This is a genomic window from Brevundimonas vancanneytii (assembly GCF_901421975.1).
GTDB lineage: Bacteria > Pseudomonadota > Alphaproteobacteria > Caulobacterales > Caulobacteraceae > Brevundimonas > Brevundimonas diminuta.
The window spans coordinates 433,394-448,085 of sequence record NZ_LR588407.1 but is presented as its reverse complement, the minus strand read 5'-3'; the positions used below and the strand labels follow the sequence as shown (position 1 = coordinate 448,085).

The 14,692-nt window shown below is 66.4% G+C and carries 11 protein-coding genes; 4 read left to right on the top strand and 7 right to left on the bottom strand.

The window, feature by feature from the left end; genetic code table 11:
- Nucleotides 1–68 precede the first annotated feature (68 nt).
- Together rpoD and dnaG are read right to left on the bottom strand one after the other, a co-directional pair.
- Nucleotides 69–1,991, bottom strand: coding sequence for an RNA polymerase sigma factor RpoD (rpoD, locus tag FGL25_RS02195; RefSeq protein WP_003166061.1), 1,923 nt, complete (start codon nucleotides 1,989–1,991; stop codon nucleotides 69–71).
- A 74-nt stretch (nucleotides 1,992–2,065) separates the two neighbouring features.
- Entirely contained in the window at nucleotides 2,066–3,946 is a 1,881-nt protein-coding gene (gene dnaG, locus FGL25_RS02190; protein ID WP_138140840.1) for a DNA primase, read from the bottom strand.
- A gap of 173 nt (nucleotides 3,947–4,119) precedes the next feature.
- Between dnaG and FGL25_RS02185 the strand changes: the two genes are divergently transcribed.
- Both FGL25_RS02185 and FGL25_RS02180 read left to right on the top strand, forming a co-directional pair.
- On the top strand, nucleotides 4,120–5,328 hold the full coding sequence (locus FGL25_RS02185) for a patatin-like phospholipase family protein (protein WP_138140839.1): 1,209 nt from the start codon (nucleotides 4,120–4,122) through the stop codon (nucleotides 5,326–5,328).
- A gap of 170 nt (nucleotides 5,329–5,498) precedes the next feature.
- A complete protein-coding gene (locus FGL25_RS02180; RefSeq protein ID WP_128718735.1) occupies nucleotides 5,499–5,774 on the top strand; it encodes a hypothetical protein in 276 nt (91 codons plus the stop codon).
- A 3-nt stretch (nucleotides 5,775–5,777) separates the two neighbouring features.
- Here FGL25_RS02180 and FGL25_RS02175 read toward each other — a convergent pair whose 3' ends face one another.
- The 3 genes from FGL25_RS02175 to FGL25_RS02165 form a co-directional block, all read right to left on the bottom strand.
- Nucleotides 5,778–6,743 (bottom strand): hypothetical protein, encoded by a 966-nt coding sequence (locus tag FGL25_RS02175; protein ID WP_138140838.1) that lies wholly within the window; start codon nucleotides 6,741–6,743, stop codon nucleotides 5,778–5,780.
- Nucleotides 6,744–7,904: a glutamine-hydrolyzing carbamoyl-phosphate synthase small subunit gene (gene carA, locus FGL25_RS02170; protein ID WP_138140837.1), complete on the bottom strand. Its 1,161-nt coding sequence runs from the start codon at nucleotides 7,902–7,904 to the stop codon at nucleotides 6,744–6,746. It lies immediately after the preceding gene.
- Nucleotides 7,905–7,991: 87 nt separating this feature from the next.
- On the bottom strand, nucleotides 7,992–9,299 hold the full coding sequence (locus FGL25_RS02165; RefSeq protein WP_138140836.1) for an amino acid permease: 1,308 nt from the start codon (nucleotides 9,297–9,299) through the stop codon (nucleotides 7,992–7,994).
- 148 nt (nucleotides 9,300–9,447) lie between these two features.
- Here FGL25_RS02165 and FGL25_RS02160 point away from each other — a divergent pair, with 148 nt between their 5' ends.
- The gene (locus tag FGL25_RS02160) at nucleotides 9,448–10,149 is read left to right on the top strand and encodes an HAD family hydrolase (protein WP_138140835.1); all 702 of its coding nucleotides are present in this window, start codon (nucleotides 9,448–9,450) and stop codon (nucleotides 10,147–10,149) included.
- Between the two features lie 10 nt (nucleotides 10,150–10,159).
- On the opposite strand, the gene FGL25_RS02155 is transcribed toward FGL25_RS02160, so the two are convergent.
- Together FGL25_RS02155 and FGL25_RS02150 are read right to left on the bottom strand one after the other, a co-directional pair.
- A complete protein-coding gene (locus FGL25_RS02155; RefSeq protein ID WP_252969968.1) occupies nucleotides 10,160–10,990 on the bottom strand; it encodes a hypothetical protein in 831 nt (276 codons plus the stop codon).
- Between the two features lie 90 nt (nucleotides 10,991–11,080).
- A complete protein-coding gene (locus FGL25_RS02150) occupies nucleotides 11,081–14,068 on the bottom strand; it encodes a TonB-dependent receptor plug domain-containing protein (RefSeq protein WP_252969967.1) in 2,988 nt (995 codons plus the stop codon).
- 296 nt (nucleotides 14,069–14,364) lie between these two features.
- On the opposite strand from FGL25_RS02150, the gene FGL25_RS02145 reads away from it, so the two are divergent.
- Nucleotides 14,365–14,685 carry a ribonuclease E inhibitor RraB gene (locus tag FGL25_RS02145; RefSeq protein WP_003166071.1) on the top strand — a complete coding sequence of 107 codons (321 nt, stop codon included), beginning with the start codon at nucleotides 14,365–14,367 and terminating at the stop codon, nucleotides 14,683–14,685.
- The last annotated feature ends 7 nt before the right edge of the window (nucleotides 14,686–14,692 follow it).

Below are 14,692 nucleotides of genomic sequence, written 5' to 3'. Positions count from 1 at the left end.
GAGGGAGACCGCGTCAATAAAAAAGGGCGGCCCCGTCGGAGCCGCCCTTTTCCAATCATTTTCCCGGATCAGCTGTCCAGGAAGCTCCGCAGCTTCCGCGACCGCGAGGGGTGCTTCAGCTTGCGCAGGGCCTTGGCCTCGATCTGACGGATGCGTTCGCGCGTGACCGAGAACTGCTGGCCGACCTCTTCCAGGGTGTGGTCGGTGTTCATGCCGATGCCGAAGCGCATCCGCAGGACACGCTCCTCGCGCGGGGTCAGCGAGGCCAGCACGCGGGTCGTCGTCTCGCGCAGGTTCGACTGGATGGCGGCGTCGATCGGCAGGACGGCGTTCTTGTCCTCGATGAAGTCGCCCAGGTGGCTGTCTTCCTCGTCGCCGATCGGGGTTTCCAGCGAGATCGGCTCCTTGGCGATCTTCAGCACCTTGCGGACCTTCTCCAGCGGCATGGCCAGACGTTCGGCCAGCTCTTCCGGGGTCGCCTCGCGGCCGATCTCGTGCAGCATCTGGCGCTGGGTGCGGACGATCTTGTTGATCGTCTCGATCATGTGCACCGGAATACGGATGGTGCGCGCCTGGTCGGCGATCGAGCGGGTGATCGCCTGACGGATCCACCAGGTGGCGTAGGTCGAGAACTTGTAGCCGCGGCGGTACTCGAACTTGTCGACCGCCTTCATCAGGCCGATGTTGCCTTCCTGGATCAGGTCCAGGAACTGCAGGCCGCGGTTGGTGTATTTCTTGGCGATGGAGATCACGAGGCGCAGGTTGGCCTCGACCATTTCCTTCTTGGCCTGACGGGCCTCGCGCTCGCCCTTCTGCACCATCTGGACGATGCGGCGATAGTCGTCGATCGGCACGCCCGCCTCGGTGGCGACAGCGGCGATCTGGGTGCGGATCGTGTCGATCTGGGCGGCTTCATTCTCGCTGAACTTGGTCCAGCGGACGCCCATCTCCTTGATGCGCTCGGCCCAGGTCGGGTCCATCTCCGAGCCGAAATAGGCCTTGAGGAACTCGGGCCGCGAAATGCCGTAGCCGTCGGCCAGACGCAGCAGGCGGCCTTCCTGGCCGATCAGGCGCTTGTTGATGGCGTACAGCTGCTCGACCAGCGCCTCGATACGGGCGTTGTTCAGCTTCATCGTCTTCAGGCGGTCCGAGATGGACGCCGTCAGGGCCTCATAGGTCTTCTGGTCCTTGGCGGTCAGGACTTCGCCCTTCAGGCGCGCCTCGACCAGCTTGTCCTGCAGCTTGCGGAACTCGCCGAAGTCGACGGCGATGGCGTCCAGCACCTCCATGACGCCGTCGCGCAGCTCGGCCTCCAGGGCCGAGATCGACATGGCGCCGCCGTCGTCGAAGTCCTCGTCGTCGTCCTCTTCGCCGTCGCCGTCCGGCTCGCCGGTCGGCTGGGCCGGGGCGGGCTGGTTGTGCGGCAGGGACGAGGGATTCAGGATGCCGTAGGTGGCGTCCAGGTCGATCACTTCGCGCAGCAGGATGCGGTTGTTGGCCAGCTCCTCGCGCCAGACCATGATGGCCTCGAAGGTCAGGGCGCTTTCGCACAGGCCCGAGATCATGGCGTCGCGGCCGGCCTCGATGCGCTTGGCGATGGCGATTTCGCCCTCGCGGCTCAGCAGCTCGACCGTGCCCATTTCGCGCAGATACATCCGCACCGGGTCGTCGGTGCGGTCATAGGCGGCCTTGGCCGGAGCTTCGGCGACCGAGGTCTCGGCGGCGGCGGCCACGTCGGTGCCGGTCGCCTCAGCGGCGTCCTCTTCGGCTTCGACGACGTTGACGCCCATCTCCGACAGCATGGCCAGGATGTCTTCGATCTGGTCCGGCGTGACTTCTTCGGACGGCAGAACCTTGTTCAGCTCCTCCATCGTCACATAGCCGCGCGTCTTCGCCTGGCGGATGAATTTCTTCACCCCGGCGTCGGTGAGATCGAGCAGGGGCCCGTCGGCGTTGGTTTCGGCGTCCTGCGTCTCGGTCTGCGCGCTCATTCAGTCTGTCTCCACGGCCACGGAGGGTGATCAGGCCCCTGCGGCGAAAATACAACGCCCGACGACTTCGTTGGTTACGAAGAAGCCGCGTCTTCCCAAATCGTTCCGGTCTTGATGGCTCGCCGCAAAGCATCGCGCTCAGCCTTCACCAGGGCGAAAGCTGAGTTATCGAAGGCCCGATGAGCCTCCGACTTCGCTGAAGCCAGCGCCTCGTCCAACGCCGCTGCGCGGGTCAGAGCGTCGAACGCTTGCGACCACCGGATCCTCGCCTCGCCGAGGGGCTTGTCTGCAGCCAGGAATGGCGCGCCGGACTTCGCCGCCGCCTTCTCGACCTCGTGCATCAAGGCATCATGACCCGATTGGGCCAGATGGCGGCGCAGGGCGGCGGAGTCAAGGGTCCGGCCCGAGAAACGCAGTCGAACCAGCTCCTGGGCCAGCCCGTCCAGGGCCGGATCGCCGAAGCCGTAGCGCGCCACCGCCTCCATGTGATCGTCCAGCCGCTCCGGGTCGTCGATGGCGCCGTGGGCCAGGGCGGCGGCGATCGGCTCGACCGATCGGAACAGGGCCTGCATGGCCTGCGCCCCCTCCACCGTCTGTCCCTGCAGGGGCGGCGGACCGCGCCAACGCCCGCCCGGCCCCGGCCGTCCGCCCGACTGCGGCGGCCGCTGCTGTTGCTGACGCGGGAACAGGGCGTCGAAGCGATCGAACAGGTCGCGCCTGTATTGCTCGGCCAGATCCTTGTCCTGCACCGCGTTGGCCGCCTGACGCAGACGCCCCTTCAGCCCCGCCTTGCGTTCGGGCGTGTCCAGCGGTTCGGCCTCCACCTCGCGGCGGAACAGCACCTCGGCGAAGGGCCGGGTCGTCGCCATCGCCTGACGCAGGGCGGGCGCCCCGCGATCGCGCAGGATGTCGTCCGGATCCTGCCCGCCCTCCAGCAGGGCGAAGCGGAACGATTTGCCCGGCTTCAACAGCGGCAGCGCCCGCTCGATCGAACGATAGGCGGCGCGCAGGCCCGCCGCATCTCCGTCGAAGCTCAGCACCGGCTCGGACGAGACGCGCCACAGACGCTCCATCTGCTCCTCGGTCAGGGCCGTGCCCATCGGCGCGACCGCAGGCAGCCCCGCCCGCTGGCAGGCGATGACGTCCATATAGCCTTCGACGACGATGATGCCCTGCTCGCCCCGGCTCTCGGCGCCCATGATCCGCCGCGCCTCCGGCAGGCCATAAAGCGTCGCCCCCTTGTGAAACAGGGAGGTCTCCGGCCCGTTCAGATACTTGGCCCGATCGTCGGGATTCATCGCCCGTCCGCCGAAGCTGACGATGCGCCCGCGCGCGTCCAGGATCGGGAACATCAGCCGGTCGCGGAAGCGGTCATAGGGCTGGCCGCCCCCTTCCGGCGCGATCAGCATCCCCGCCTCGACCAGATCGCCCGGCCGCGCCCCGCGCTGGACCAGCGCCTGCTTCAGCCCCTCGCGGTCGTTGGGCGCATAGCCCAGGCCGAAACGCTCCCACTGGTCCTCGGGCAGGCCGCGCTTTTCCAGATATTCGCGCGCCGCCTTGCCGACGCTGCGGCGCAGATTGGCGGCGAACCACTTCTGGGACAGGTCCATCCAGTCGGCCAGACCCTGACGCTTCTGCTCGCGCTCGGCGGCCTGAGGGTCTTCGGCCGGAAGCTGCATCCCCGCCTCGCCCGCCAGACGGCTGACCGCCTCGACGAAGCTGAGGCGCTCCGTCTCCTGCAGGAAGCTGATGACGTCGCCGTGCTTGCCCGAGCTGAAGTCGTGGAAGAAACCCTTGTCGTCATTGACGAAGAAGCTGGGCGACTTCTCCTTCGAGAAGGGGCTCAGGCCGACGAACTCGCGTCCCTGACGCTTGAGCTTCACCGTCCGCCCGATGATGTCGGACGGCCGAAGGCGGGCCTTCAGCTCCTCGATGAACCGTTCGTCAAATCGCACGCCTGACCTATGCCGTCCGATGGCGGGCAAAGGCCAGCCCCCGCCCGCTCGCCGCCGCGACGGCCCCCGGCCAAAACGCCGCCTGGGGATAAGTCCGGGGACAACCGCCTGACTTCCTTCTGTCGCACGACTGGGCTTTAAGTCGTGCCAGCCTTGCCGGAGTCCTTGCGATCATGCGCCACCTTCGCCTGCTGATCCTGATGCTGCTGCCCGCCGTCTTCCTGACGCTCGGCGCCTGCCAGACGATTCCGCGTCCGGTCTTCGACGCCGCCGACCTGGCCGCCGCCAGTCCGCCCTGGCGCTATGATTTCCGCACCGAGGGCGAGCGCGCCCGCTTCGTGCGCGAGACGATCAACGCCCAGAACGCCGCCCACGACGGAGCCTTCGACATCCTGGCCCTGTCCGGCGGCGGGGCCAATGGGGCCTATGGCGCGGGCGTCATGGTCGGATGGAGCCAGGCCGGAAACCGGCCCGACTTCGAGGTGGTGACCGGCGTGTCGACCGGCGCCCTGATCGCGCCCTTCGTCTTTGCGGGCCAGCGTTTCGACCCGGCGCTGGAGCACGCCTACACCAGCGGCCAGACCGACCAGCTGCTGAAGTCGCGCGGCCTCTACGCCCTGCTGCTGCCCGGCGTGTTCAAGCCCGAGCCCCTGACCAATCTGGTGCTCAACAACATCTCGCCCGAGCTGCTGGCGGCCATCGCCGAGGAACACCGCAAGGGCCGCCGCCTCTATGTCTCGACCACCAGCCTGGACACCCAGACCCAGGTCGTCTGGGACATGGGCGCCATCGCCCAGCGCGACGACCCGGCCTCGCGCCTGCTGTTCGTCAATGTGCTGATCGCCTCGGCCAGCATCCCCGGCGCCTTCCCGCCCGTCCTGCTGGACGTCGAGCATCAGGGCCGCCGCATTCAGGAGCTGCACGTCGACGGCGGCACGGTGTCCAGCTTCCTGGTCGTGCCGCAGGCCCTGCTGCTCGACACCCCGTCCAACCGCCCCCTCGGCGACGCCCGGATCTGGATCGTCGTCAACGGCCAGTGGGATCCTCGCTTCGAAGTGGCGCGCATCTCGGCGGTCAGCATCGCCGCGCGCAGCTTCGACACCATGATGAAGGCGCTGCAACGCTCGGATCTGACGGCCGTCACCCAGTTCGCGCACCGTCACGACATGACCCTGTCGGTCGCCGCCATTCCCGATGAGGTCGAGGCCAACACCCTGGACTTCACCCAGGCCCACATGACCGCCCTGTTCCAGGCGGGCGAGGCCCAGGCCATGGCCGGCCGCGCGTTCGAGCGGCGCGTCGCTCCGTCAGAGGCGCGCCCCAGCCCCCGCCGTCGTACGGACCAGGCCCCCAGGGTGGTCATCGGCCCGCCCGGCGGTTAGGATTTCATTAACCATATTGACCAGATTGCGACGACAACCATCTGATTACGAACAATATTTTTCGTATAACAGCGGAACTATCCACAGCTTCTGTGGATTCTTTCAGCGCCTCTGAGAAGCAGAGGCCGTTCCGACGACGCCGCCGCAGACCGTGGCCGACGCCGTCCCAGATGGGTTTTCGCATGTTCATCGCCATCGCCCGCCCGGCGGTGGAGCCCCAAGGCCCCGACGCCGTCGCCGTCCCCGGCTCTCCCGCTGTCCCCCCGCTCAAGCCGCGCGCGCTTCACGCCCGCCTGCTGGCCAACGCCGCGTTGAGGCGGCAGCGCGGCCGGCAGCGTCGGCAGGAGAATCGCAACGAGGACGCCGACTACTGGCTGCACGCCGCCTGCGTCGCCGTCGGCAAGGCGGCCGATCTGCGCCGCGCCGAGGCCGCGCCCCTGCCCTGAGCCTCAGCGCAGTTCGGGCAGACGCCGCGCCAGGGATTCCTTCAGCTTGCGCCCGCGCTCGGACAGGCTCTTGCCCCGCCGCCGCTCGCGCACCTCGAAGCCCCGCCCCCAGCGTTCGTGCATGGCGGCCATCAGGGCCGGGTGGCGGTCGTACTGGTGCACGATCGCGCTGATCCCCCCGTCCGGGTTGACGATCCGCCCGTCCGCCAGGGACAGGTCCGCGCTCGGGGTCAGGCCGATCGTGGCGATCCGGCCGTAGTTGGGGGACGCCTCCCCCTCGACCAGCCCCAGATGCAGGGCGATGTTGCAGGCCGCCTGATCCGCCCCGAAGGCGCCGCCGATCTCGGACCTCGGAATGGCCGCCAGCATCAGCAGGGTGCGGCAGAAGCGGATCATGCTCTCGCGCGGTCCCATCACCGTGCCGACGCAGACGCACGGCTTGTCGGCCAGCGCCCGCGCCACGTCCTCGCCGCCGACGCCGCGCAGATATTTCATGTTGAAGGCGTGGCCCTTCAGCCCCCCGTCATACTCGACGAAGAACTCGGACTTCAGCGGCGGCGGGTCGAAGGGCGGCGCCTGGAAGACCACGTCGCGCACATCGGTCATCAGCACGCTGCGCGCCCAGGGCCGCTCGCTCATCAGCCTGTCGAAGGCGGCGAACCGCTGCATCACCGGGTGCGGCCGCCAAGCGTCGTCGGGCAGGCGGGCGGGCGGGACCGACGCCACGTCGTGCTCGGCCAGAAAGGCCAGAAGCGCAGGCTCCTGATCCGTCACCAGCACCACCGGCCCGGCGTAGACCGCGCGCAGCGAGCGCACGAAGACCGCCACGTCGGCGGCCTCATACCCCGTGGCGTAGCCCAGGATCAGGTCATGTTCGGCCGCCGCAATGGCTGGAGAAGCCTCCCTCTCCCCTGCGATCGCAGCAGAAACCCAGCCGAGATAAGCGGACTTCGCTGCGGGAGCCCCCATTTACGCCCTCATGGAATCCACGAAACGCTTGAACAGATAGAGGCTGTCGGTCGGACCCGACGAGGCCTCCGGGTGATGCTGCACGCTGAACACGGGTTTATCCTTCAGCGCAATCCCGCAATTGGTCCCGTCGAACAGCGACACATGGGTTTCAACCACGGCCTCGGGCAGGCTGTCGCGGTCGACCGAGAACTCGTGGTTCATCGACACGATCTCGACCTTGCCCGTGGTCAGATCCTTGACCGGGTGGTTGGCGCCGTGGTGGCCCTGCTCCATCTTCAGCGTCTTGGCGCCGAGCGCGATGGCCAGCATCTGGTGGCCCAGGCAGATGCCCATCAGCGGCTTGCCGCTGTCCAGCAGCTTGCGGATTTCCGGCACGGCGTACTCGCCGGTCGCCGCCGGATCGCCCGGACCGTTCGACAGGACGACGCCGTCGGGGTTGCGGGCCAGAATCTCTTCCGCCGTGGTCGAGGCGGGGACCACGGTGATCTTCACCCCGGTCGAGGCCAGGGCGCGCAGGATGTTGCGCTTCACGCCGTAGTCGACGACCACCACCGACGTGTCGCCGGCCTCGGGCTGGGCGTAGCCGGTCGGCCATTCCCAGGCGCCCTCGGTCCATTCAAAGGCCTGGGTGGTCGAGGCGTCCTTGGCCAGGTCCAGGCCGACCAGGCCCTTCCAGTCGCGCGCCTGGGCCGTCAGAGCCTCCAGGTCGAACTGGCCGTCGGGGGCGTGGGCGATGACGGCGTGCGGGGCGCCCTTCTCGCGGATCAGCTGGGTCAGGGCGCGGGTGTCGACGCCCGCCAGGCCGATGACGCCGCGCGACTTCATCCAGGCGTCCAGCCCGCCCGAGGCGCGCCAGTTGGCCGGATCGGTCGGCACGTCGCGCAGGATGACGCCGCGCGCCGCGCGCTCGGGCGCCTCGCCGATCTGCTCGATGTCTTCCAGGTTCATGCCGACGTTGCCGATGTGCGGGAAGGTGAAGGCCAGGATCTGGCTCATGTACGAAGGGTCGGTCAGGATTTCCTGATAGCCCGTCATCGAGGTGTTGAAAACCACTTCGCCCAGGGCCGAGCCGGTCGCGCCGACGCCGATCCCCGACAGGACCGTTCCATCTGCGAGCACGAGGACGCCGGTGGCGCCGGACAGGATTTGAGTCGTCATGGCGCAGGGCTCCTAGCAGTGAATACGGGCGGACAAACGGCGGCGTCGCTAAAGAGATGAAGGGGGCGTGTCAACACAGGCTTTCGACTATGCGCCCTGCGCGCGTCCCTGTCGCTTGCGAACCCACAGCCAGGCCAAGCTGGTCGCGGCGAAAAAGCCGACGCTGGGCCAGATGTAGCCGCCCGCCGCCGCCGCGACCGCAAAGGCCGAGAACACCGCCCCGCCGACGGCCAGCAGACGCCAGCCCGGCTTGGTCGTCAGCTTCCACAGCGTCACCGAACACAGGGCGTAGAGGCACAGCGTCAGCACCGAGGTCACGCCGATCAGCACGCCGAACTGCTGGCCCAGGGTCGGCTGGGCGCTGGCGATCACCATGGCGCTCATGATGACCCCGTTGATCAAGGGATTGGACAGGGGCGTCTTGCCCTTCTGCGCCCCGCCGAACCAACGCGGCAGCCAGCCCGCCTCGGCCGAGGCGCGGGCCGTCTCGCCCCCCATCATGGTCCAGCCCGCAATGGTGCCGGTCGCCTTGATGACGGCGCAGGCCGCCACCAGCCCGGCCACCGAGGCCCCCATGACCCGCGCCACCAGATCGGCGTAAGGGCTGGTCGAATGGGCCAGCACGTCGGCCGGGATGACCCCGAACACGGCCACGCTGGCCGCCACATAGACGACGAAGGCCAGCAGCACCCCGCCCAGCGAGGCGCGGCCCACGTCGGTCGCCGGGTTCTTCACTTGGCTGGACAGGGCCGCCGCGCTCTCGACGCCCAGGAAGGCCCAGAAGATCACGGCCAGCGAGGCCGGAACCGTCTTCATCAGCGGCTCGCCCGCCGGGCTCCACGATGCGGCGAAGGTCTCTCCGCTGAAGGCGATGACGCCGGCGATGATGGCCAGGCCGATCGGGATCAGCCCCAGCACCAGGGTGATCGCCCCGAACCGCGCCGCCGTCTTCGACCCCGCCGCATAGGCCGCCGTGGTCAGCCAGATCAGCGCCAGATTGCTGAGCGCGCCCCACATCGGCTCCTTCAGCGCGGGGAAGAAGAAGGCCAGATAGCCGGTCCCCGCCACCGCCACGGCGACGTTGCCGGTCAGACAGGCCGCCCAATAGGCCAGCCCCGTCTGATAACCCAGGAAACGCCCCAGACCGCGCCGGGCGAAGTCCGACAGGCCGTCGGCCTCCGGCTGCATCCGCCCCAGACCGCCGAACACCAGCGCCAGGGTCACGGCCCCGACGCCGCAGACGAGCCAGCCGATGACGCTCGAGCTGCCGGTCGGCGCCAGGGTGGCGGGCAACAGGTAGACGCCCGATCCGATCATGTTCCCCGCCACCACCAGGGCGGCCAGGCCCCAGCCGATGCGGTGCGAGGGTTCAGGCAGGATGTCGACTTGGCTCATGTCCGCCGCATAGACCGAAATGTCGCAGCCGTCGCCATGAAGATTCTTCCCACACCGCCGCCTTCCCCCCGCTCATCCCGGCGGACGTCGGGATGAGCGGGGACATGAACCATGCTAATGCCCCGGCCAGAAGTTCTGGAGTTCGCCCATGCCCGTCACCACGGTCGGCCTCGATGCCGACGACACCCTCTGGCACAATGAGACCATCTTCCGCCTGAGCCAGAAGCGGTTCGCCGAACTGCTGGCCGACCACGCCGAAGAGCCGGTGATGATGGACCGCCTGGCCCAGGTCGAGCGGCGCAACCTGCGGCTCTACGGCTACGGCGTGAAGGGCTTCACCCTGTCGATGCTGGAGACGGCGATGGAGCTGTGCGACGGCTCGGCCCCGCCCCACATCGTGCGCGAAATCCTCGCCGCCGGGCGCGAGATGCTGGTCCACCCCGTCGAGACCCTGCCGGGCGTCGACGAGACCCTGGCCGAACTGGCCGAGACCTACCGCCTGGTGCTCGTGACCAAGGGCGACCTGATGGACCAGGAGCGCAAGCTGGCGGCCTCGGGCCTGGGCGAGCTGTTCGCCGCCGTCGAGATCGTGTCGGAGAAGGACCGCTCGACCTATGACCGCGTCTTCGCCCGCCACGGCTCGGGCGCGGCCGAGGCGGTGATGGCCGGCAATTCCATGAAGTCTGACGTCCTGCCCGCCATCGAGGCCGGCGCCTGGGCGGCGCACATCCCCTACCACATCACCTGGGCCCACGAACTGGCCGACGCGCCAGAGGGCAACGCCCGCTACGTCAGCCTCAGCCGCATCGCCGAACTGCCCGACTGGATCGCCGCGATCGACCAGAAATAACGGCTTCGGCTCAGACGTATCCCAGAAGACGGCGCAGACCCGGCGCGTGAAAATCGACCAGTTCTTTTTGCTGTTCAGGTAGCGACTTAGGGAAGGCCATGCCGTCCGGCAGCTTCAGATTTTCGCGCGCAGTCCGGCTTTGCTTGCGGTCGGAGCCGATACGCACGCGCTCACGCCAATCGCCTGGCCGATCAATGCCGCACGCATCAAGCAAGGCGCCGAAATACGCCTCGGCGGCCTCCGATTCCAGGTCCGAAAGGGCGCCGAGTATGTCCTCGTAGCGTACCAGATACACCCCGGTTCCCAACCAGGCGGCGGCATTGTGCGTGTAGACGTCCGCCAGGGCCGGCGTCTTTCCGTGCAAGCCGAAGATCATAAAATTCAGCAGCATGGTCGGATTGAAGACGCCGGACTTCAGATGCTCGAGATTGTCCTGGTGAAAGGCGTCCGAGACAAAGAAACGGGCCCGAGCCAAAACCCAGTCATAGGGGTCGCGGACAAGCAGAATGTGACGCGCGGTTCGCACATTCGCGGCAGCCTGGTCGCTAAAAAGCAGATGGGCGGCGCACAGCTTGGGCCGGTGCGGATTGAACGCCTCCAGATGCAGATGCATGTTCGGAATTTGAATGAAATCAGCGTCATAGTGCTGATCGATCGGCACGAACATCCTGATGATGTTCCTGAGTAGGTGCGTTCCACCCTTTGGCACGCTGTTGAGCATGACGGGCTGGTTCAGAGAGACCTGATTGAAGCGCGCCACCTCCTGATTCAACGTGTCTGCAATCCCCGTGATAATCGCCATCTTTTCCCCCACAGCGGCCAGATTAAGCGCCCGCCCCACGCCCACCTGTTCCTAATCCAGATGAAAAGAGGGCGACAAGGTACAACCTTGCCGCCCCCATAGATTTTAAGTCCTTAAATTTCCGTCAGATCAGAAGGACTTGCTGATCCGAACGAAGACACGACGCCCATAGTAAGCCTCGTTGTACTGCGAAGCTAGAATCGAGTTTCCAACTGTCGAGTACTCGCCGATCACGGTCGTGGCCGCCGGCGGCTTTTCGTCGAACAGATTCGCGACGCCGCCAATCAGCTTCCAGCTATCGAAATCATAGCCCAGCGAAGCGCTATGGAAGCCGGTGAACTCGGCATGCGCCTTCACCGCGACCCTGCGGCCGTCGACGGTCAGGGTCGGCGAACCATTGCCTGCCAGGAACTCGCCGAAGCTGTCCTGCTTGCCGATCCAGTCGAAGCCCCAGAAGGCCGTCCAAGGCCCCCGCTGGAACGACAGGTTGATGTTGCCGACCAACTCAGGATAGCCGACTTCACCCAGCGGATTCTCGATATTGTCCGCGAACATCGCGGTTTGGTTCTCAAGCGTCCACGTCGTCTGGCTGTCGATCGTCAGCTCGCCCCAGCGGGTATCCTGGACATAGCGGACAGTGAAATCGAGACCGCGGTTATTCTGCTTGGCGACGTTGATGAAGCTGTCGCGCACCTGCGTGATGCCCAAATTCGGATCACGATCGAACTGGTTGCAGATCGGGTCGGTCGGGAAGTTGTCCGACAGATAACAGGCTCTCAAAATGCCGCTGGCGCCCAGAGAATCCACCTGATCTTCGATCTCGATGTCGAAGTAATCGACAGCCAGGCTCAGCCCGCTGTTCGGCGGCGTGATGACCACGCCCAGAACCGTTGCCTTGGAGGTTTCCGGCGTCAGGACGCCTAGACCGCCGCCCGTCACGATCTCCGACGAGGAGTTGCCGCCCGTATAATCGCCGGCCACGCCGCCGCCAGGTCCGGCCGTGCTCGTGCAGTTGTTGTAGAGCTTTTGCGTGACCGAACCGTCTGCCAGACGTTGATCTAGATTCAGGCAGGGGTCGATGTTTCGTTGGCCCAGGTAGCTGGTCTGGTCAGCGAGGTAGAGCTCGAACAGCGCCGGGGCGCGGAAGGATGTGCCATGCGTCGCACGGAAGCGGACGGCATCGTTCACCGACCAGTTCAGGCCGATCTTATAAGTCGAGGCGTCGCCCGATGTCTTTGTATCGGTGTAGCGACCCGACAGCGACAGATCGAGCTCCTGAGCGAACGGAGCGTCCTTCAGCAGCGGCACGCCCAGTTCGGCGTAGACCTCGCGGGTGTCCTCCGTCCCCTTGGTGATGCCTGCACCGGTCAGGCCCCAGCTGTTGCTCGCCAGCGTGATTTCGCCCGGCGTGTCATTGATCTCATCGCGACGAATATGGAAGCCGAGGGCGAGGCCGAGCGGCCCGGCGGGCAGATCCATCAGCGTGCCGCCGATAGAGCCCTCAGCATAGACCTGTTCATAGACCGTCGTGCCGGTCTCACGATCCAGCAGGAAGGCGCGTTCTTCCGCCGTAAGGTCGCCCCGCAGGACGCGCGGGTCCGCAAAGTTCATGTCGATGCACTTGCGACCGCTGACCGCCAGAGTTTGGCCGACGCAGCTTTCCGTCTTGAAGTTGGTCGACTCGAGCGCGTCCTTCAGGATCACATCCGAGGTGTATTCGCCGTCAGAGCGGCTGTACTGCGCGAAGACATCCCACTTCCAGTTGTTGGAGAACAACCGCAGATCGCCACGGACGCCCGCAACGCCGCGAATATAATCCACGCGCTGCGACTGATCGAAGTGGTCCGTGACGGGAGTCGGGCTCAGATAGTAGTCGCCGGTGAAGCCGTTGACCGGGTCGCCGCCAGCCCCCATTCCCGTCGAGGTATAGGTATAGTTCCAGAACTGGCGATAGCTGTCCGTCCGGCTTTCACGGCGGTTCAGCAGGAACTCACCGTAGAGCTCCACGCCGCCGACTTCATAGGCGCCGTCGATGAACGCCGTGTAGCGCTCGACCTCTGGAATGATCGATTCTTCGCGAGCGAAGGGATGGCTGGCGTTGACGACACCGCGCGAGGCCGCGTCGTAGTTCACCAGGTAGAAGCCCGAGGGCGCGCCGGGATACTGGGCGCTGACGGCGGGATTGGTCGGACGCACAGGAATATGTTGGCCCAGGTCGCCGTCATAGTCGTATTGGAAGCGGCCGGCGCGGCCGGCGAAACCCGGACCATAGACGTAAACTTGGCCCCACAGGGTGTCGTTGCAGGTCGGTTGCCCGGTGCGTGGGTCGATACGGTCCGCCCGATTCTTGGTGCCGGGCTCAAAGACGAACTGGTTCTTACAGATCAGATAGTCGCGGTCCCCGGCGCGCAACGCCTCTTGGCGATAGTAGTCGCCCGAGATGCTGATGTGACCGCGATCGAAGCGCTTACCGAACGAGCCCGAGATGTTGTACTGCTCGCCGCCGCCGTCGATGGGCGCCGTAGCGAACACGCTCATCTGGCCGCCGTCGCGTCCCCGTTCAGTGATCAGGTTGACCACGCCGGCGACTGCGTCCGAGCCATAGATCGAGGAGGCGCCGTCCTTCAGGACGTCAATGCGATTGATGGCCGACTGCGGAATGACGTTCAAGTCGAAGGCGGACACGCTGCCTCGCGTACCGGCCGGACCGGCGCGACGGCCGTTCAACAAAACCAGGGTGCGGTTGGCGCCCAGGCCGCGCAACGAGATCGTCGCCGCGCCCGGCCCGCCGTCCGTGACGAAGGCGCTGGAAATGGTCGAGTTCACCTGCGGCGCCCCCGCGGCGACCGTCGACGACTGCAGCATCTGAGCTGTATCGCTTAGGCCGCGCGCCTGCGCGCGCGCGCTGGTCAGAACCTGTACGGGCGACGCGCTCGTGAACTCGTTGCGAGGAATACGCGATCCGGTAACGACGATCTGCTCGACCTGAGTGGCTTGTTCCTCCCCCGCCACCGGCTCCGGCGTCGTCTGGGCAACGGCCGGAGCCGTGACCAACATGGCGGCGAGGACGCCTCCCGCCAGCGATGAAGTTTCACGCAAACGCATTTTGACGGCCATTACAGCCCCTTCCTAACTATCGACGCCGCGTCCCCCAGCAAGCCCTCCAGCTGCCGATCAACGCCGCAATTCGAACATGCAAACAGTGTTTTGAGCGCACGGCACGCACAAAAAAGTCGCAAACATGACATAAATACCATCTTCGGCCGCCTGCGTGACAAACGCGCCACAGAAAATGCGAAACGCTCGCATATCAAGGCCCTTGCCCCCCGGCCCCTCCCTCTCTAAACGGGCCGCTTAACCGACAACCTGAACGGATCGGCCGCGAGCGCGCTCGCGCCCGTCCGTCTGCGCGCGTGGAGACCGCCGCCCTGACCAGCCACGAAGAAAAGGACGCCATGGTGCGCGCCGCGCTCGCAGAGCAAGGCGACAGCGGGATCACCCCGCGCCATACGCTGTTCTACTTCTACGGCGAGGAAGAGGCGCACGGCGACCTGTGCGAGGTGGCCCGCCGTGCGGGCTTCCTGACGCGGGGCCAGGGCGACATGACCGTCCTGGAGACCACCATGCCGGTCGACGAGGCGTCGTTTTCGCCTGTGTCGGCCATGATGCAAACCTGGGCCGCGGCCTTCCAGCTCGACTACGACGGCTGGGAGTGCGCGGTCGTGACGAACTGAGTAGACG

Bases quoted from the DNA above. Each gene is read 5' to 3' on its own strand.
- carA (WP_138140837.1), bottom strand. From the start codon at position 7,904: ATGACGACTCAAATCCTGTCCGGCGCCACCGGCGTCCTCGTGCTCGCA.
- rpoD (WP_003166061.1), bottom strand. From the start codon at position 1,991: ATGAGCGCGCAGACCGAGACGCAGGACGCCGAAACCAACGCCGACGGG.
- FGL25_RS02175 (WP_138140838.1), bottom strand. From the start codon at position 6,743: ATGGGGGCTCCCGCAGCGAAGTCCGCTTATCTCGGCTGGGTTTCTGCT.
- FGL25_RS02165 (WP_138140836.1), bottom strand. From the start codon at position 9,299: ATGAGCCAAGTCGACATCCTGCCTGAACCCTCGCACCGCATCGGCTGG.
- FGL25_RS02185 (WP_138140839.1), top strand. From the start codon at position 4,120: ATGCGCCACCTTCGCCTGCTGATCCTGATGCTGCTGCCCGCCGTCTTC.
- FGL25_RS02150 (WP_252969967.1), bottom strand. From the start codon at position 14,068: ATGGCCGTCAAAATGCGTTTGCGTGAAACTTCATCGCTGGCGGGAGGC.
- FGL25_RS02160 (WP_138140835.1), top strand. From the start codon at position 9,448: ATGCCCGTCACCACGGTCGGCCTCGATGCCGACGACACCCTCTGGCAC.
- FGL25_RS02180 (WP_128718735.1), top strand. From the start codon at position 5,499: ATGGGTTTTCGCATGTTCATCGCCATCGCCCGCCCGGCGGTGGAGCCC.